A 17,678-nucleotide genomic window follows, 5' to 3' on the forward strand; every position below is an offset into this window, starting at 1 on the left:
AAATGGATGCTAAGGGATGCATTGAAGCAACGACAAGCAATATATTTGTGGAAAATTCAGGAGATAGATAAATGAGCAAACAAACTAAGTATCATAAGGGAGACATTGTTTCTAATCCATGGACATCATCAGTCTATGATGGCAATCGAAACTATCAAAAATATTTCGTATTTACTTCAAAAGGTAGAAACACGATTAGCGGATTTTATCTTAGCCCCAGTGGAATGAAGTTTGAAAAAACAACTTTTTACATTGATGGGAATGATTTTAAAGTAGTAGGTCACACCAAAATCATCGACCAGTTTAAGCATGAAATCGATGACATTATAGATAGAGAAATGGAAGAAAACAAAAATAACTAGTAGGTGATAGGAGCATGAAATTCCTAGATTTGTTCTCTGGAATTGGTGGCTTCCGTTTGGGAATGGAGCAAGCCGGTCATGAATGTGCTGGCTGGGTTGAGTGGGACAAATTTGCCAGGCAAAGCTATCAAGCGATTTTTGAAATTAAGGGGGAGTGGAACGCCCATGATATACGATCAGTTAGATTTGATGAAGTTCCTCGAGCCGACTGCTGGTGCTTCGGATTTCCGTGCCAAGATATCTCAGTGGCCGGAAAGCAGCAAGGAATCACCAATGGAAAACGTAGTTCCCTATTTTTTACAGTTACGCAACTTATTAGAGACACACCGAAAGAAAGTCGACCCAGTTATTTACTCATTGAGAACGTTAAAAACTTACTTAGTATTAACAGAGGGTTTGACTTCCTCAAACTTCAAATTGAGCTGGATGAAATCGGGTATGACTTGGAATGGTCAGTTCTCGACAGCGCCGAAGTCGTCCCTCAGCACAGGGAACGTCTCTTCATTATCGGGCATCTTAGAGGAAGACGTACCCGAAAAGTATTTCCTATCTGCCAAAATTGTGAAGAAGCTTCTGAAGCAAACAGACCATCAACTAATACCCTTACAACACGATATTCAGAAGCCCAGGGAAACGGATCGTACGTTGTTGAAGGTGAATCGAATAAAGTCCATCAAATAGGTAATATCAGTACTTCAAAATCTTTTGGTGGTAATCCGCAGATCGGACGAGTTTATGGGACTGATGGATTAAGCCCAACATTAAGCACAATGCAGGGTGGCGGTCGGGAACCCAAAATTGCGATTCCAGTTCTAACCCCAGACAGAATTAAAAAGCGACAAAATGGTCGTCGATTTAAAACCAATGGTGAGCCTGAATTTACACTAACTGGACAAGATAGGCATGGTATTTTAACGAATGATTTGAGAATCCGAAAACTTACACCACGAGAGTGCTGGCGACTGCAAGGCTTCCCTGATTGGGCGTTCGATCGTGCCAAAAATACTGGCGTAAGTGATAGTCAGTTATACAAGCAGGCTGGGAACTCGGTAACAGTTCCGGTGATCAGAGCAATTGCTGAACAAATGGAAATTGAGGAGGCAAATAAATGAATGATGACATGAAAGAATTGAAAGCCCGTTTATTGACGATGCTAAGTGAAGATGATAGTGGAAATGGTGAGTATTCACCGGGATTAAAAGTAGCCCTTTATGAGCTTGAACACATTGATAAACCATTTGTTCATGGAAAATGAAAGGGGAATCTCAATGTTACTGCAAGAAACTAAAGATTATGTAGAAGATGTCTTATTACCAGACTATATGAATGGGTTTAATTCGGCTAATTTTATTGCAAGCTATTTTCTGTCAGATCTAGACGAAATTTCAATGCATGAAGACTTATGTAGCTTAACTGATATGTCTAAAAATATTTTGAAAAATCGCAAAGAGTTTACTGATTACGTTGTTAAGGCATTTCAGGATGTGGAGGCAGATAATGGCTCTGATTAGAAGCTTAGCAGTTTGGGTAATCATTTATGCCAGTCAATGTTGGCTGGGCTATGTGAATAAATGGAATTTAGAATCAGCAGACTTTTATATGTTTTACGCTGTTGCTACTTTGATGATGGTAATCAGTTATGTAATGGGACGAATTGAAGATTTGGAGGAAAAATGAAATGAATACAATGACAGCTAGCATGAGCTTTAAAGGGTTGAAAGTGTCTTTGGAAGCTGATCGTGAATTAACATTCAAAGAAATTTTCAAACTGCATCAGTTGGTAACAGGTAATGATGATGAATTGAACGTTGAAGATGACGGTGATTCTAAACAAGCCGATTTATCTGAGACATCTACACCAGATATACCCGACTATGGCAAACAAGTTAACACTGAGATCAAGTGCCCTTTCTGTGGATATACCAGTACTCGTACAAGTGATACTGTGCCGTTTGGTTTCCACTTTATCAAGTGCCCCAAATGTGCCAAAAAATTATTTTTACGTTATGCAACCGCAAATCGTGGCGAGCCAAACGAAAAAGGATTTTACTACGTTGCTGACCGCGAGTTTCATGATCGCCGTAGTTCTGACACTTCTGATGAATATTCTAAGATGTTTGCTCATAGTAAAGATCCAGAGATTCCGGATGCCTACAGTACTGTCCCTGAAATTAAGGAATATTTGGATAAGAAAGGAATTGACTATACAGGTACTCGTTTAAAGGGGCAATTGCTTGAACTAATTCCAAGCAAATAAAAAAGCTCCCGTCTCCGGCAGCTTAAATAATGTTAGTTAATGACAGATTAATTATAACATCAACTAAGGTGACAATAAAGGAGTTGCGGAGATGGACAGTGTCTTTGGCTTATTGGATAGAAAGCAAACAATTAAAAATGCTAAACAATTTTTGTGTGAGTATCAGGATTGGCAACTTGAAGCGGCGAGATTCAGTTTCTCCTTGCAGTCGCCGATAATGGATGGCATGCCAAAGGCGCAGTCAGACCCAAGACATACCCGACAAGAAGATAAGATGATTAAACAAGCCACCGCTAAGATGGAATGTGAGCTACGTTTGAAGACTATTCAACTCATGAGCTCGATTGATGACCAGAATGCCTTCTTAGCCGACCTATTGGAGTACCGATTCATTAATCATTACACCGTAAAAAAGTGCTGTGAACGCTTAGCAGAGAAGTATGATTTAAACTATCTGCCTGAGCGTACATATAACGATTATCAGAAACAAGCTTTATGGGTGTTTGCGATAGTTTGTCCCCGGGATAAATTGCGAGCAAAAAAAGTTCGCCGATAATCTGCCGACTTTCTGCCGACAATCTGCCGATGTTCTGCCGAAAAAATGCAATTCCGGGGGTTATATTGGTATTGTGGAATTTGTAAGAAAGTTCCATTCCCTCAATATGAAATGTGTGGCTGAATACGTAAATATGCGGAAAGGGACGGTATGAAACAGCCGTTGCAGGGTTCGATTCCCTGCCAGCCACGTTGTTGATTGGACTTGTATCAAAGTAAATTCTTCCTAAAAATTAATGAGTAGTACCCGTCCAGTCAACGAACATGCAGCTCACGCAAAAACAAAAACTTGTATGTTATGTTGTCTAGAACTTGAACTGTAGTGAGTTACATGATGCCTGCGGCGGAAAACGTGGGCTTTTTTAGTATAAAAAAGCTGCAGGCATTTAAGTCGCCTGCAGTTGGGGCTTTATCTCTCCCCCCCCAATTACTATTATACCAAAAACGGGAACGCTTACAACTGGTACTATGAAGGAGGTGGCAATGTGGCCACGTTAATTATTTTAATCATGGTCATGCTGCTACCAGCCGGGATTGCTGAATATGGCCGTTATAGGGGCTGGTGGTACTGATGAGTGGTCTCAAGCATCCGTATACACCAATGAAACAAACTAGCTACGGCTACGTTTCCAAAGAGGAATATCGGATTGACAAACAACTGGATAGAGACTTAAAGAAGCGTCTTCGCAAAGAGGGCGCTTTTAATTTGCACAAAAAAACAGTCAAGCCTGATTAGACGACCTGCTTAAAAGTGATGAATTGCTTATCTGATTTTGACTTTAAATCATTAATATCATTTTAGAAAGTTATTTCACCCTATTGGCTTAATTCCTACTTAGAAGCATTTAACGCTTTGATAATCTTCTCGTTTTGTGCAATTATTAGCCAATTTTGTTCAACCAATGCTCTTAGAAAAGATGTGGTTTCAAGGGTGGAACGATCAATAAAATAATTCTTACTATTATTTGTCCTTAAAACATTTTTTCGATCTAGTTCTCCTAAAATCGATTCAACTGCTTCAGCTGTTTCTGGACTAACGTTTCCTAATCCACTTTCATTAAGCAAACGATGAATTTTATCATTATTTAATATTGTCATTGCAGATACCTCCTTAAAAAATGGCACACAAACAAACCACAACATTTGCTTTATTATCTCACAGCAAAGTATTTTTTGGAAATATAGCAGTTTAAAAATAGAAATTATTGAGGTGATTCATTTATGAGCAAGCACAATAAACATACGAAAAGTCATAAGAAGTCCAAAATTAAGAATCGCAAACGAAAAGCTTTGCAGGCTCGGCGCTTGAACGAACTTAAAATCAAAAATAAAGTTAACAATATCCAATGAGAATAGGAGATCAATATGCTTAATAAAAATAATGCTGAATATCAAAAGATTGTCGATGAGTTGGCTAAACTAAAACCGGAGGCATCAAAAATGATCATGAGTGATAAGGTAAACAATTCTGCGGTCTCACAAGAGCTTAAAGATGGTGATATTGAAAAGGCTATCCACAATCATGCTGAAATCATGACCAAAGCTTATGACGAATTTGCTAACGTACCACTGATTGGCAGTAACTATGATTTTATGCTTTACGTGATGCTCAGAGAAGCCTGGAGTGATATTCCAGCGCCTTATGGCTCAGATAACTTTGTAAAATAGCTGTCCGACAATTATAGAGGTGAAGTCAAAATGAGATATGACGAGCTAAGGGATTATTTTAAGCAAGAGTCTCCCAGCAATGACATTAAGATGAAATATATTTATGCACAAGGAAAACTCATTAATGGAGTTGCCAGATATTATATTGATGGAATTGAACTTCTAATGATATTTAGTTCTGGGGCTCATTTTGTCAGTGACGTTATGTATAGTTCAGAAGATATCAATCATATCAGTTCATTATTGCAGACATCATTTAGCGAACGGTTAACAGAGGATATGAGACATAAGCAGGAAAGGATGAGACAACGTGCCTAGGGTATTTCTTAAATATAAAAGAATGACTTCATCTGCCATGGCACCACATCAGGCACATCCAGATGATACCGGCTTTGATTTATATGCTGATCAAACTGTTTATTTTGCACCATTCGAAACGAAAAGAATTTCTTTGGGGATTTCAATTCAGTTAACCAAAGGGTATTCAGCTGAAGTTAGACCAAGGTCAGGGATGAGTCTTAGGACACCATTAAAGTGCATTCTCGGAACGGTTGACCCTGGCTATCGTGGTGAAATCATGGCGATTTTCGTTAACTTATCTAATCGGCCTAATCAAATTAACAAAGGCGATAAGGTTTGCCAGTTGGTTATTCGGCGTGATGTCTCAGTACAATCTATTGAATGCGACAAACTAAATGACAGTGACCGTGGTAGTGACGGTTTCGGTTCAACTGGGAAGAATTAAAATGACAAAAATGTTCAATTCAGGTGATCAAAGGTTTAATAAATCGGCAATCGTCAGCATGATTCAAGACGAATTTAGTACGGAGATAAATAAGGCATTGAGAGATGCCGTACTGGACACAAGCGCTGTTCAAAAGAAGCTAGATAACGGCACGATTGACAAAGGAATTCAGCAGGCTGCTGAGATTATGGCCAAGTCACTAGATACAATTAGTCAATATGACAATGTCAATGAAGATTATCGATACTTCTTCGCGCTAACAGAGACCTTTGGTAGCAATATCACACCGCCATACCGTGGTGAATAATTGTGTTGACCTTTAATTCATAGAATGCAAGGGTGTGGTGATATGAAAACTATTAAAAGGTATTTGTGGTTTATCTATAAATCTCAATCATATATGCAAGGTTACAATCCGATTTGGATATTTTTTGAATCACTTTATTTAGGAATCGGCTTTTGCAAATCGTTTAATAAATAGCTTAGCTAAATTAATTAATCCGGAGGTGTGGTGATATGTGATGAAATTGCGGCCTAAACAAAAGGCTTTTGCTGAAGAGTATGTAAAGCTTGGCAATGCTACTAAAGCGGCGCTTAATGCAGGCTATTCAAAAAAGACTGCGGCGGAAACGGGGTCAGAAAACCTTAAAAAACCCCATATAAAAACATACATCAATCGACTCATGGCTGAGATTGAATCACATAAGATTATGGACGCCCAGGAGGCGTTGCAACTACTTACTCGGATAGCAAGAGGGGAAGAAAAAGAAACGGTTGTCGTGCCCACACAGTTCGATGTAGACACCATTGAAAAAGAAGCAGATTTAAAAACGCGAATTGCCGCAGCTAAGGAAATCCTAAAGCGTTATCCGGATAGCGATGATTTACTCAAAGCACAAGTTCGACGGGCTGTTGCCGATGCGGAGATTGCTGAAACGAAAGCTAAGGAAATTCAGAAGGTTAACCAACATGATGACAGTACGATAGTGGTTGATGATTTGGAGGATACGGATAATGACGGTGAAGACTAAGCAAATGATTAAAATATCTCAGCTTGTTAATCCGCATTTTAAGAAGATGTGGTCTACCAAGCGTTCTTACATCATCGCTAAGGGCGGCCGTGGCTCTTTTAAATCATCGACTATTAGTTTAAAACTCTTGACTATGCTAAAGAAGCAGGCTCAGCTAGGCCATAAAGTGAATGTTGTCTGTATTCGGGAAAACACGGTTAACTTGCGTGACTCTGTATATGGTCAGATTTGTTGGGCGATTGACATGCTGCACATGACGGATGAATTTAAATATTCGGTTTCACCTATGCGTATTACCCATATTTCATCGGGTAGTGCGTTCTATTTTTACGGCGGTGACAAGCCTGAGAAACTGAAATCAAACACGATCCAAAATGTTATTGCTCTGTGGTACGAAGAAGCAGCCAACTTTAAGAGTGCAGAAGTGTTTGACCAGACCAATCCAACGTTTATTCGGCAAAAATCTCCCTGGGTTAATCAGGTGAAGGTGTTTTACAGTTACAATCCGCCACGTAATCCCTATGACTGGATTAATGAATGGATTGCTATCCAGGAACAGAACCCACAATGCTATGTGGACACTTCAACGTATCTAGACGATCAGCTCGGGATCACCCAGGAACAGCAACTGGCCTTGATTGAAACGTATAAAAAGAATGACCCCGAGTATTACAAGTGGCTATATCTTGGGAAGATAATTGGCCTGGGAACCAATGTTTACAATATGAACTTGTTCCATCCCCTAACTAAATTGTTTGATGACGACCCATTGGTCAATCTTTACTTTTCAATCGATGCTGGGCACATTAATTCAGCAACTACTTGCCTGGCAATTGGCGTTACCGCCGAAGGTAGGGTTATTTTGCTGCACACCTACTATTACAGTCCGGAACACCAATCTCGAAAAAAGGCACCAAGTGACCTGGTGCCTGAAATTAAGAGTTTTGAAGATTCGATGAACTACCAAGTACCAATTGGTAAACGGACGATTGACTCTGCCGAAGGAGCTTTACGAAACGAATTTGTTAAAGAATATAACGAAGTTTGGCATGGGGTCGCTAAGAGTGATGAAGCAACCATGATCGATTATGTATCATCCCTATTGGCTCAAGGCCGTGTGTACTATCTTGATACGCCTGAAAATCAGATATTTGTTAAGCAACATGAGCAATATCAATGGGACGAAAAGACCGTTCACAGTGATGATCCGAAAGTAGTTAAGGAAAACGATCATACTTGTGATGCGTTTAAGTATTTTGCGATTGATAATGCTCGCAAGTTGGGATTGAAGATTGATCCGCATATCAATGCCAAAGTTAAATTGTTTAAGCGAGGTATTTAATGAATGAAAATTAGTGAAATTTTACAAAAAGAATATCCTAATATTCAAGATACGTTTATTTCCGGGCGGGATGCCTCGAAAATGGGATGGACAAATGATAACACCGTTAATTTGTCTGGTAGTGCTTATCTAGACGATAACGATGTTTTTCATTATTCCGCTAGTCAAAAAATTAAAGACAATCCCAATGATTTATTTAACATGATTAATTTGCATCGAACAAAGCTGATGCCAACCTACGTTATGAAGCGCCAATATTACAAAGGCCGACATATCAACATTCTTAATCGTAAACCAACGCCTCATGGAGATCCCGATAATCGGTGCATAGTGAATATGCCTAAAAAACTCGTTGACTCGTTCAACGGGTATTTTATCGGTACGCCAATTGATATTGCTTATCAGGATCCATCTGATGAAGAAACCGCGGAGAGCAACAAAGTTAACGATCTGATCACGGCAATGACTAAGCATCAAGTCTTGGATGATGTCTTTACAGAAGCGTCCAAATGGTCAAGCGTTTATGGACGCGCTTATTTGTATCTCTATACTGATGCGAAAGCCTATCCCCATATCACTTTTCTAGATCCCTTAAATACGTTTATTGTCTATGACAATACGATTCAAAATAAACCCTTATTTGGGGTAACCTACAGTTACTATCCGGATAGCAAGGGCAACGAATCGTTACATGGACAGCTAATTGAAATTGATGATACGGTGCCGTTTAGTAACTCTGCTACCAGCGATGCCTCTTTAGTGTTTGATGAAAATCCCGATCCAGACACTGGGGTAGATGATAATTTGGGACATCCCTTCAGTCAACTGCCAATTGCCGAAATCATGGACAATGAAGAGCGAATCGGGGTTTTCGACGATTCTGTTAGTTTGGTTGATGACTTGGATAGTGCTGTTAGTGCTAAATCTAATAACTCTGATTCGTTTGCGGCTAGCATCTTGAAAGTTATTAATTCTGAACTTGACGATGATCAACTTAAAGAAATTAAGCAGTCAAGAGTCCTTAACCTATATTTGGATAAAGCCTGGGCTGAATCTGATGAGTCTAAGGCTTTACCAACGCCGGATGCTGAGTTTATGGAGAAGCCATCTGGTGACCAACTACAGGAGAATCAGATTCAACACGATACGGACTTTATCTATCAAGTTGCTCAGATTCCCAACCTCGATAATATCGATTTCAGTACCTCAGCCGCACAAGCACTTGATTTTAAGATTCATTCGATGAAGATCAAAGCACTGAACAAAGAAACCAAGATGAAAAAGGCGCTCACTCAAATATGGGCGTGTGCTTTACAGGCACAGGGGATCAATGTCGATGATGTTGATAACTTAGAGTACACCTTTAACTTTACAATCCCGCACAACTTGTTAGCCGAAGCACAGACAGCAAATGAGTTACAATCAACGACTTCTCAAGAAACGGCGATTGCTTCTCTTTCAAATGTTCCCGATGCTAAAAAAGAAATGCAGAAAATTGCCGCTGAACAAGATCAGCTGGCACAAGAAGCGAAGGCACGCACGCCTGACCCATACGCTGATAGTAATAACAGTCAGAATGATACTTCACAGACTAAAGGTGATGATTAATGAAGCCTATTAGTGAAGCTCAAGAGAAGAAGTATATTGCCAAACTACTTAAGAGTGATGAAGAATTATATGGTCGAGTTCATGATGCCTATCAAGTGGCATTACAAGAAATTGAGGATCATCTTAATTTCTTCATTGCTGAATACGGAGTAGCAGGTCTATTAAAATACGTTGAGCTGTTAAAACGGGATTCCGATCCTGATAGACGTCGTCTGCTTCATTTTCAAAGGGCGACGCTTAAGGATGATGATTCCCAATCTCAAAACCGATTTAAAGAATATAGCAGGAATGCACCAATTGATCGGTATCATACTTTGAATTCTTTAATTGGGTTCAGCATTGCCGGTGCTACCATCGCTACGATTAAATTACTTGGTCGAACGTTAAACAGTGATTTTAAACGGGACGTTAGTCGTCAATTCAATAACGATCGTTTAGCTAAAAAGGCTGGGGCGGATGTCGTGAAAGAAGCCAACATTACTAAGCGAGAGATCTTGCATAATTCCGAAAAGATCATCAGTACAACAATTAATGGCAATCAATGGAGCGACAATATCTGGCTCTACAACGATAACCTCGTTAACAACGTCCAATCATTAGTGGCTAAATCATTGCGAGCTGGATTAAAACAAGCAGATGTCAACCAGTTATTTCCGAGTATTCGTACGGCTAAACCACAGACGATAACTGGCTTATTTGAAACTAATGATGCTTATATCAGACGCATGATTGTTACCGAACGAGCGCGCGTTTTAGACAGAGCGACAACGCAGGTATTTAGGTCGCAAGGAATTGCTTACTTCGATTGGGTAACTCAGCCAGGGGCGTGTGATAAATGCGAGGGGATCGCTGATGATGGCCCGTATGCTGTTAATGATGCTAGCTCTCCGAGCATTCCTGATGATTCACATCCTAATTGTCGTTGCACCAAAATAGCACACGTTTCGTTAGTTCCATTATTAGGCGTTGCTGGTGCCATAGTAGCAGCTGACCATTCAAATAAAAATCAAACAAGTGATGATGAGCAATGAGTAAAAATTTCATTGCTTTTTATTTTGTCCCAAACATGCTTAAGACATTAAACTGCGCAAGGAATTAACAGCCGACAGGCTATAAACGGAGGCAACACATGGAATCAGATAAATTAAACATGAATTTGCAGTATTTTGCTGACGCCGGCCAAGAAGGTAGCCAATCCCAACCTGGTGCACAAGGTGTAGAAAGTGGCGAAGGTGGCCAGAATGCCAACAACAACACCGCAACAAACTCTGGTAATCAAAACGGCCAACCATCTCAAGACTTTATTAAGAATCTTGTCGACACTGTCACCAATAATGCCAATCAGAATCAAAACAATCAAAATACTAATAGTAATAGTGATCAAACTGATAATGATGACACATCGTCAAAAGACAATACTGATGATAATAATGGCAATAACAGTAGCAATGACAAGACGTTTACGCAAACCGAAGTTGATAAATTGCTCAAAGATCGTGAATTTCGTGCCCGCAAAAAAGGTATTGAAGAAGGCAAAAAAGCTGGTAAGAGTAACGCTGAAAAATACGCACAAATGACCGACGAAGAAAAGCAGCAGGCACAAATCAAGGAAATCCTTGAAGAAAACAAGCAGCTTAAAGCTGAAAAGAATCGATCAGATATGCGCAGTGAAGTGCTTAACCAGCTTAAAGATACCGGGTATCAATTTACCAATGACGATGTTGAGACACTTATTAGTGATGATCCAGAAGCGACTAAACACAATGTTGACAACTTCAAGGATTTACTTAATCGCGTCGTTAAAAAGACGAAGCAGGACATGTTTAAGAATCACAATATTCCACAAAGCAATCAGCAACAAACTACTGAAGCTCCGAGCTTTGGTGAGATTGTTGCCAAAAATACCCTTGGAGACCCTAACCGATTTAAGGGTAAGTTTTTTGACCAAAAATAATAAATGAGGTGAAACAGGATGGTACAACAATATTTTGCTAATTCTGATCCTCGAGTAAGACCCGACTTAACTGTTGGCTTACCGGGGACAATTGATAGTTCAACCGTTAGCGCTAATCCTAGTGGCAAAAAGGTTCTCCTACAAGGTACGCCAGTTGGTGCAAAGTCCGACTGGTTGAGTGCCGATCAATCCAAAGGCACGACTAAACTTTCTAAGTTTACTGGTGGGGGTGGTCAAGTATTTGCTGGCGTAATCGCTGCTGATACTGATGTTACTGCTGGCGATGCTGACGTAACGATTTGGTTTGATAATGTTTATCTGCGTCAAAATCGGCTTGATAGTACGGTTGTAACTGCTTTGCAGGCAGTTGCTGGTAAAACACCAGGTATTAATTTAATTAATCGATAAGGAGATGTGATATCGTGACAACACCATTTGATTTGCTTCAAGCAAACTATTTACAAGGATATTGGAATAGCAATCCAGAATATACAGCTCCCTATCTCATGGAAGCTCTATTTACACCAACTAAGCAAAAAGCTGACAATGTTAAGCTGCTTAATGGTCAGGATATTTATCCAGCACCGTTAGATTATACCAAAGAAGATTCAGCAGCTTTGCCAGTTGAACGTGGTTCACTTTCCACGGGCACACTGCCGACTTACAAATTTAAGAACTCATTAAATCTTAACGAAACTGATTTCAAAGATTTAAACAACGCGTTAGGTTCTAACGATCAGAACCTTATTTTGACCATTACCAAGAAGCTGTATGATGATCAAGCTAATTTGCTTATTCGAGCTCGCTTTACACGCGAATATTACGCAATTCAGGCACTCTTGAACGGTAAATTAACTATTGGGAACCTAGTGGCAGATTACGGATATGAATCATACCAAAAAGCTAATGCATCCAAGAAGTGGACTGATGCTGCATCTAATCCTTATGATGATGTTCAGTCTGTGAAGGATACCGCGGCACAGAAGTCAGGAACAGCTTTAAATCGTGCGCTGATGAACTCGGCAACGATGTACACACTGATGCATAACGAGGCACTCCATAATACTATTTTTACGGGTTCTGTATCACCACAAGGTAATATTCTTACTCAGCCAATGGTTGTTCAATGGTTCTCGGCAGTCCTGGGGATGTCAGTCGTTGTTTATGATAAAGGCTGGAACAACAATGGAAAGTTCGAGAAGTTCATTCCTGATGGTAAAATTATTTTTCTTCCAGGAAGTGCCAACGCACCGGTTGGCCAGATGAATTTTGTTGAAACGCCTGAAGAAAATTTATCTGGTACTGCTGGAATGGGAAGCGTTGCTCTATTCGACACAGGGGTTTCCTTGTTAACCAAAGCCAGTGATGATCCAGTAACGGTTAAAACAATTGTTGATGAAAAGTTTGTGCCCACAATTACGGTGGCCAAACAAGTCTTTATTCTTGATGTTTTGGCGGGTAAATAATTTGCCGCAGGAAGCTGAAAAACCAACCGTAACCAGTAACTCAGCACACTATGATTTGAAATAAGGAGGAAAGCTTATGTTCCCAGATCAAATTGATACATCCAAGAATTTTTCTAAAAATGGCAATGTTTGCTATACCGTACAGCCAGGCGATGAGCTGTGGGCAATCGCAACCGCCAACAATACGACAACTCGTAAATTAGCCAACTTGAATCGGATCTATCCACAATCCGATCTCACTCCTGGTAAAGATATCATTATCTTTAAAGGGTCGAAGTAGAAGGTGATCATATGGACTATCCATTTGACCAAAGTGAGGTCATTGCCAGTGTTAAAAGGCTGTCAGATGTTGATGTAAGCGATGATGCATTAAATGATTTACTTAAAATTGCTTATGGCCTGCTTAAACCACTAAACATTCCTACTGATCAGTTTGTTTGGAACCAAGCCATGGAAATGAAGATTCTATCACTGATTTGGATCAATTCTGACCTTGGCAAAGGTATCCTGGTGGATAATTTTAAGGACTTACACACCCAATACAATGGTAATGCGACTAATCATTGGGAAGAGTTGCTAAATGACCTACTGAGCCGATATGGACATTCAAGGTGGCGAATTAAACTTGGCTGAACTATTTTCTGATGACAATAATTTCCCCAAAATTAAAGAGGAACTGAGAGCCCTCAATCATTACCGCGTGGAAGTTGGTGTCATGATCCCAGTTGGCAATAAGTCACTGGCCTTTTTACAGATGATTGCTACTGTCAATGAATTTGGTGCTGAGATTTATCCTAAGAACGGTCCATATTTGGTCATTCCGATGAAAGATGGGAGCTTCTATAAGCTTAAGCACGTTAAAATCCCTGAACGCTCATTTCTTAGAGATGGCATTGACTTAGGGATGTTTCGCATCAATGAGCTTGTTGAACGTGACCTTAGTCGCATCATGAATAGTGAATTAACGGCTTATGAACTGTATGAAGATGTGGGTCGATTAATTCAACAACGGATCAAAGATGAAATCAAGCTTAAAGTTACGCCGCATAACGCGTCAATAACCATCGAGAATAAGGGTAAAGACGATCCGCTTGTTGATACGGGTGCATTGCACAAATCAATCGGATGTAAGGTGATAGAAATTTGAAGTTTATAAAAAGAAATTTGATTAAGCGTTACGGCATTCCAATTCGAATCTATCGGAATACGTCGTATCAAGACGGCGGAATAACCTTAACCGGCGACTTTTTACGAACTAATTTCCGTGAGCAGCCTTATATTGACGTCAGTGAGCCAATCGCTCCAGTTAGTCCGAATGCTAATGCTAATCAAATTATCCTAACTGGAGACGGTAAGAGCATTAATTGCAGCCATGAATGGTACTCACTTCAGGACGTTCCGTTTGGGACGATCGTTGCCATTAAAACCGGCAATGATGATCAGAACTGGGAATGTTTACAGGTTGTTGGTAAGGATCCCTATTATGGCATGTCTGATGCTTGTATCTACTATCTGCGGTCTAACAGTCAAGAGGTGAATAGCGATGAAGCGAACCATCAACTGGACGGAAGCAATCGCAACAATGCGACAAACGATCCGTTCTTTGACCAATCTTGATGAAAAACATGTAATTGAAGACTATTCACTTGGCACGAAGCCAACATTGCCTTTTATTACTGTGCATCCCCGTGGCAGTCTGGTTATGCCGGTTCAACATATGTATCCCATGCATGAACCGGTTGATACCCATATCTCAATCACTATTCATGCCGAAACCGAAACCAGGGCACTTGATATAATGGATAATCTCCAAGCCAATTTACGTGATCCAGAAATTCATTATCAGGTTAAGCAACGCGGAATTATTATCGTTGCCATTCTTGATCCGCAGGATAGAAGCGTGATTGGGATTAACAATTCAGAACAGCAGTATGGTTTTGACTTACAGATTAGATTAGAGCGTAACTTTGAATCTGATCTGCCAACTATTGAAGCCATCGATAGCAACAATGAAAAGATTACGAAGAATTAGGAGGAATTATAATGCCTATTACAAATGAACCACTTGGCCCAGTGCATACTTCAGTAAAGACTGTTCGAAAGGTCAAGGAACTTGGGGATCAAATTCCAAAGTATTTGATTGAAGATTCCCATGTAACTGAAGCAACTCAAACTCAGTACAACGATCTTAAAGAAGTCGGTGATGATTTTGATCCCGACTCATTAGTTTATAAGCATGCTAAGGCGGCTTTTGGTGGCTCTAACCCCCCGGAAGCAATTCTGGTAGTGAAAGCAGTTGCCCAAAATACCTATGTATCGCCAACTAGTTTAACGGTTGATCATGCCTCAATCTCAGGCGTCGTCGGTCAAACTGGTAAAGTTACAACGACTCTTTTGCCAGCAACCGCCACCGAAAAGAATGTAACGGCAACGTCAGGTGATACCGATGTAGCGACCGTTTCACCAAATGGAGATGGCAGTTTCACAATTGTTTATAAGTCTGCTGGTCACGCTACTATTACCTTTAAGACTGGGGTTAATGATGATATTACCGCTACTACTGAAGTTACAGTAATCGCTAATTTGAACCCAGTAACCGGCGTCACCCTTGATAAAACATCCATTTCAGGACATACCGGCGGTAATGAACAATTAACGGCCAAAGTTACACCTACCACTGCCACTAATAAAAATGTATCATTTTCATCTAAAGATGAAGGCATTGCGACGGTTGATAAATCTGGCAAGGTTTCATATGTTAAAGCCGGCCACACTCAGATTATTGCCACAACTGAGGATGGTGGGTTTACAGCAACTTGTGATGTAACTGTATCATGAGGATGATGGATTTACTGCACAGTAGCACCTGCTTCTTCAGCAGCAAAAAAGTAGTGAATTAAATAATGAATATCTAACATGAGGAGTTTTGCGAGTAATCGTAAAATTCCTTTTTAGGAGGAAAAATATTATGGCTGATTCAACTAATCTAATTTCCGCAGTTAAGAAATTCTATAACTCCGGGGATGAGTATTTGATTCCAGTAGGAATCGACAAAAGTAAAATTCCGGCGCTTTCAAATTATATTGAGGCGCAGAACACCGGTATCTTAGCCGTGGATGTGGATAATATTTCCGATACGGCTGCCTACGCATCAAACGTTAATACAATTGCTTTTAAAACCCATACCGACGATACACATGCTAATGTTCTTTCATCTGGAACGATTGGAGCCGTTGGCTCTTTACCTGTTGGAAGTTTCGATGTCGCTAATACATCGGGATTGGATGAAAGTGTCTTACCACAAGATCAACTGTCATTCCAACAAGATCAATTAACCCCTTACACCGAAGGCAATATTAATACTTATTACTATGCCCAAGGAATGCCAATTGTGCGTGATGGCAAGACGTTAAGTGGCGACTATATCGATATGCTTCTTGGACGTGATTTTATTATCAAGCATAGCAACAAGAAGCTTACTGAAATCATGGTTAAAAATCCTAAAATTTCTTATGATAACACCGGTATTAACTTGCTTAAGTCGGGCGTTGAGAGCGTCTTTGATCAACTCTATCGGAATGGTGGCGTTGGTGAAAAAGCAAATGGCAAGCCGGACTACGATGTCACCGCGTTACCTCGTGAGGACATGAAGGACGTGGATGTTTCTCAACGGATTTACCGCGGGTTGTCCTGGAAGTACCATCCAGCCGATGCGATTGACGATGCGTATATCTCTGGCGAAATCGATTTATAGGAGGATGTAGAAAATGAAACTTACACAACACACATTTGACCCATGGGAAGTGTCAGTTCAAATTGATGGCCTCCCATTTACTGACTTTGGCACTGGCGATAAAGTAGCTGTTGCTTGGAACAACGATAACGTTACTGATTCGGTTGATAATAATGGTAATGGTAAATCAGCCATTAACCATGATCATTCTGGTACGTTTACGTTTAGTGTTGATCCTAATGCTGCCAATTATGCTCATCTCATTGACTTGGCCAACAATTTGACTGGCGTCCCTGTATCAGTAACATCGAACTTTGCTCACTTCCATACAGATAGTGCCCGAATTACCCGTCCTGTTGATACGACTTTGAACGCTGATTATCCAAGTGTTTCTGTAGTCTTTAAGGCTTCTGTATTGCAAGTTGACCCGATTACTGCATAAAACAAATTTATATTCAATTGATAAATAAAGGAGAATGTTTGAAATGACAGAAGAAGTTAAAACTAAGTCAACAACTAAAAAGACTACCGAGACACCTGTTAAGGAACCAAAACTGGTTAGAACTGAACGAAATGGCATGATTGTTGGCTCTGTAACCCTTTGGGACAAAAAGACCAAGCAAAACATTAAATATCCCTTCAATTTTCCAGGCGTAGAAAATGCCGTTAAGTTTACTGATTTGGCAGATGTTAGTCGTCATGCCTACTGGGATGCCTTTATTAACGGTAATGATGATCTTGGACTTAATCCGCTTATTGGTACGCCCACTGTTGGCGGAAAACCGGAAAAAATGAGTTGGAAATTCTGGGAAAACCATTCTGGCGTTATGAAGGTTTGCTCAGAAGCTGACCGGTTTCTTGTGCAAGAACTTAACTAATCACTTTATTCGTAAAACGGATCTTGAGGCATTAATTAATAAATCAACGTCTCAATCAATTGGCTGGACTGCTTATATC

The 17,678-nt window shown here is 40.1% G+C and carries 29 protein-coding genes; 28 read left to right on the top strand and 1 reads right to left on the bottom strand.

Annotated elements, in window-relative coordinates; genetic code table 11:
• Positions 1-71: 71 nt before the first annotated feature.
• The 8 genes from QUF07_RS00460 to QUF07_RS00495 all read left to right on the top strand — a co-directional run bounded on the left by QUF07_RS00460 (position 72) and on the right by QUF07_RS00495 (position 3,910).
• Positions 72-362, top strand: coding sequence for a hypothetical protein (locus QUF07_RS00460; protein WP_289426563.1), 291 nt, complete (start codon positions 72-74; stop codon positions 360-362).
• Positions 363-376: 14 nt separating this feature from the next.
• Positions 377-1,474, top strand: a complete 1,098-nt coding sequence (locus QUF07_RS00465) for a DNA cytosine methyltransferase (RefSeq protein ID WP_289426564.1) — start codon at positions 377-379, stop codon at positions 1,472-1,474.
• Positions 1,471-1,617 (top strand): hypothetical protein, encoded by a 147-nt coding sequence (locus tag QUF07_RS00470; RefSeq protein ID WP_289426565.1) that lies wholly within the window; start codon positions 1,471-1,473, stop codon positions 1,615-1,617. Before QUF07_RS00465 ends, QUF07_RS00470 begins: the two co-directional genes overlap by 4 nt.
• A gap of 13 nt (positions 1,618-1,630) precedes the next feature.
• Complete coding sequence (locus QUF07_RS00475) at positions 1,631-1,873, top strand: hypothetical protein (protein WP_289426566.1); 243 nt, start codon at positions 1,631-1,633, stop codon at positions 1,871-1,873.
• Positions 1,860-2,039 (top strand): hypothetical protein, encoded by a 180-nt coding sequence (locus tag QUF07_RS00480; protein ID WP_065493097.1) that lies wholly within the window; start codon positions 1,860-1,862, stop codon positions 2,037-2,039. The genes QUF07_RS00475 and QUF07_RS00480 overlap by 14 nt, the downstream gene beginning before the upstream one ends.
• Position 2,040: 1 nt before the next feature.
• A complete protein-coding gene (locus QUF07_RS00485) occupies positions 2,041-2,619 on the top strand; it encodes a hypothetical protein (protein WP_289426567.1) in 579 nt (192 codons plus the stop codon).
• 91 nt (positions 2,620-2,710) lie between these two features.
• The gene (locus tag QUF07_RS00490; protein ID WP_289426568.1) at positions 2,711-3,175 is read left to right on the top strand and encodes a hypothetical protein; all 465 of its coding nucleotides are present in this window, start codon (positions 2,711-2,713) and stop codon (positions 3,173-3,175) included.
• A gap of 570 nt (positions 3,176-3,745) precedes the next feature.
• On the top strand, positions 3,746-3,910 hold the full coding sequence (locus tag QUF07_RS00495) for a hypothetical protein (RefSeq protein WP_289426569.1): 165 nt from the start codon (positions 3,746-3,748) through the stop codon (positions 3,908-3,910).
• A 95-nt stretch (positions 3,911-4,005) separates the two neighbouring features.
• Here QUF07_RS00495 and QUF07_RS00500 read toward each other — a convergent pair whose 3' ends face one another.
• Positions 4,006-4,272, bottom strand: coding sequence for a hypothetical protein (locus tag QUF07_RS00500; RefSeq protein ID WP_235803599.1), 267 nt, complete (start codon positions 4,270-4,272; stop codon positions 4,006-4,008).
• A gap of 267 nt (positions 4,273-4,539) precedes the next feature.
• Between QUF07_RS00500 and QUF07_RS00505 the strand changes: the two genes are divergently transcribed.
• The 20 genes from QUF07_RS00505 to QUF07_RS00600 all read left to right on the top strand — a co-directional run bounded on the left by QUF07_RS00505 (position 4,540) and on the right by QUF07_RS00600 (position 17,599).
• On the top strand, positions 4,540-4,842 hold the full coding sequence (locus QUF07_RS00505) for a hypothetical protein (RefSeq protein ID WP_008211511.1): 303 nt from the start codon (positions 4,540-4,542) through the stop codon (positions 4,840-4,842).
• Positions 4,843-4,872: 30 nt separating this feature from the next.
• Positions 4,873-5,160 carry a hypothetical protein gene (locus QUF07_RS00510; protein ID WP_289426570.1) on the top strand — a complete coding sequence of 96 codons (288 nt, stop codon included), beginning with the start codon at positions 4,873-4,875 and terminating at the stop codon, positions 5,158-5,160.
• Positions 5,153-5,587 carry a dUTP diphosphatase gene (gene dut, locus QUF07_RS00515; RefSeq protein WP_289426571.1) on the top strand — a complete coding sequence of 145 codons (435 nt, stop codon included), beginning with the start codon at positions 5,153-5,155 and terminating at the stop codon, positions 5,585-5,587. The genes QUF07_RS00510 and dut overlap by 8 nt, the downstream gene beginning before the upstream one ends.
• 1 nt (position 5,588) lies before the next feature.
• Positions 5,589-5,894 (top strand): hypothetical protein, encoded by a 306-nt coding sequence (locus tag QUF07_RS00520; RefSeq protein ID WP_008856341.1) that lies wholly within the window; start codon positions 5,589-5,591, stop codon positions 5,892-5,894.
• A 214-nt stretch (positions 5,895-6,108) separates the two neighbouring features.
• The gene (locus QUF07_RS00525) at positions 6,109-6,618 is read left to right on the top strand and encodes a terminase small subunit (RefSeq protein ID WP_289426603.1); all 510 of its coding nucleotides are present in this window, start codon (positions 6,109-6,111) and stop codon (positions 6,616-6,618) included.
• Positions 6,602-7,960, top strand: a complete 1,359-nt coding sequence (locus QUF07_RS00530; protein ID WP_289426572.1) for a PBSX family phage terminase large subunit — start codon at positions 6,602-6,604, stop codon at positions 7,958-7,960. The genes QUF07_RS00525 and QUF07_RS00530 overlap by 17 nt, the downstream gene beginning before the upstream one ends.
• 3 nt (positions 7,961-7,963) lie before the next feature.
• A complete protein-coding gene (locus QUF07_RS00535) occupies positions 7,964-9,568 on the top strand; it encodes a phage portal protein (RefSeq protein WP_289426573.1) in 1,605 nt (534 codons plus the stop codon).
• Entirely contained in the window at positions 9,568-10,599 is a 1,032-nt protein-coding gene (locus QUF07_RS00540; RefSeq protein ID WP_289426574.1) for a hypothetical protein, read from the top strand. Before QUF07_RS00535 ends, QUF07_RS00540 begins: the two co-directional genes overlap by 1 nt.
• Before the next feature lie 98 nt (positions 10,600-10,697).
• On the top strand, positions 10,698-11,522 hold the full coding sequence (locus tag QUF07_RS00545; protein ID WP_289426575.1) for a DUF4355 domain-containing protein: 825 nt from the start codon (positions 10,698-10,700) through the stop codon (positions 11,520-11,522).
• Positions 11,523-11,540: 18 nt separating this feature from the next.
• Complete coding sequence (locus tag QUF07_RS00550; RefSeq protein WP_289426576.1) at positions 11,541-11,930, top strand: hypothetical protein; 390 nt, start codon at positions 11,541-11,543, stop codon at positions 11,928-11,930.
• 14 nt (positions 11,931-11,944) lie between these two features.
• Positions 11,945-12,988, top strand: coding sequence for a major capsid protein (locus tag QUF07_RS00555; protein ID WP_289426577.1), 1,044 nt, complete (start codon positions 11,945-11,947; stop codon positions 12,986-12,988).
• A 76-nt stretch (positions 12,989-13,064) separates the two neighbouring features.
• Positions 13,065-13,268 (top strand): LysM peptidoglycan-binding domain-containing protein, encoded by a 204-nt coding sequence (locus QUF07_RS00560; RefSeq protein ID WP_261907119.1) that lies wholly within the window; start codon positions 13,065-13,067, stop codon positions 13,266-13,268.
• 11 nt (positions 13,269-13,279) lie between these two features.
• Entirely contained in the window at positions 13,280-13,621 is a 342-nt protein-coding gene (locus QUF07_RS00565; RefSeq protein WP_261907120.1) for a hypothetical protein, read from the top strand.
• Complete coding sequence (locus QUF07_RS00570) at positions 13,614-14,135, top strand: hypothetical protein (RefSeq protein ID WP_289426578.1); 522 nt, start codon at positions 13,614-13,616, stop codon at positions 14,133-14,135. Before QUF07_RS00565 ends, QUF07_RS00570 begins: the two co-directional genes overlap by 8 nt.
• Positions 14,132-14,605 (top strand): hypothetical protein, encoded by a 474-nt coding sequence (locus tag QUF07_RS00575; protein WP_223602515.1) that lies wholly within the window; start codon positions 14,132-14,134, stop codon positions 14,603-14,605. The genes QUF07_RS00570 and QUF07_RS00575 overlap by 4 nt, the downstream gene beginning before the upstream one ends.
• Entirely contained in the window at positions 14,532-15,020 is a 489-nt protein-coding gene (locus tag QUF07_RS00580; protein ID WP_261907122.1) for a phage neck terminator protein, read from the top strand. Before QUF07_RS00575 ends, QUF07_RS00580 begins: the two co-directional genes overlap by 74 nt.
• A gap of 11 nt (positions 15,021-15,031) precedes the next feature.
• Positions 15,032-15,826 (top strand): Ig-like domain-containing protein, encoded by a 795-nt coding sequence (locus QUF07_RS00585; protein WP_289426579.1) that lies wholly within the window; start codon positions 15,032-15,034, stop codon positions 15,824-15,826.
• 130 nt (positions 15,827-15,956) lie between these two features.
• Entirely contained in the window at positions 15,957-16,742 is a 786-nt protein-coding gene (locus tag QUF07_RS00590) for a DUF3383 family protein (protein ID WP_261907124.1), read from the top strand.
• Positions 16,743-16,755: 13 nt separating this feature from the next.
• Entirely contained in the window at positions 16,756-17,163 is a 408-nt protein-coding gene (locus QUF07_RS00595; protein WP_217341926.1) for a hypothetical protein, read from the top strand.
• Between the two features lie 43 nt (positions 17,164-17,206).
• The gene (locus tag QUF07_RS00600; protein ID WP_289426580.1) at positions 17,207-17,599 is read left to right on the top strand and encodes a hypothetical protein; all 393 of its coding nucleotides are present in this window, start codon (positions 17,207-17,209) and stop codon (positions 17,597-17,599) included.
• The last annotated feature ends 79 nt before the right edge of the window (positions 17,600-17,678 follow it).

The sequence above is a fragment of the Lentilactobacillus sp. TOM.63 genome (assembly GCF_030361045.1).
In the GTDB taxonomy this organism is placed as follows: Bacteria; Bacillota; Bacilli; order Lactobacillales; family Lactobacillaceae; genus Lentilactobacillus; species Lentilactobacillus dabitei.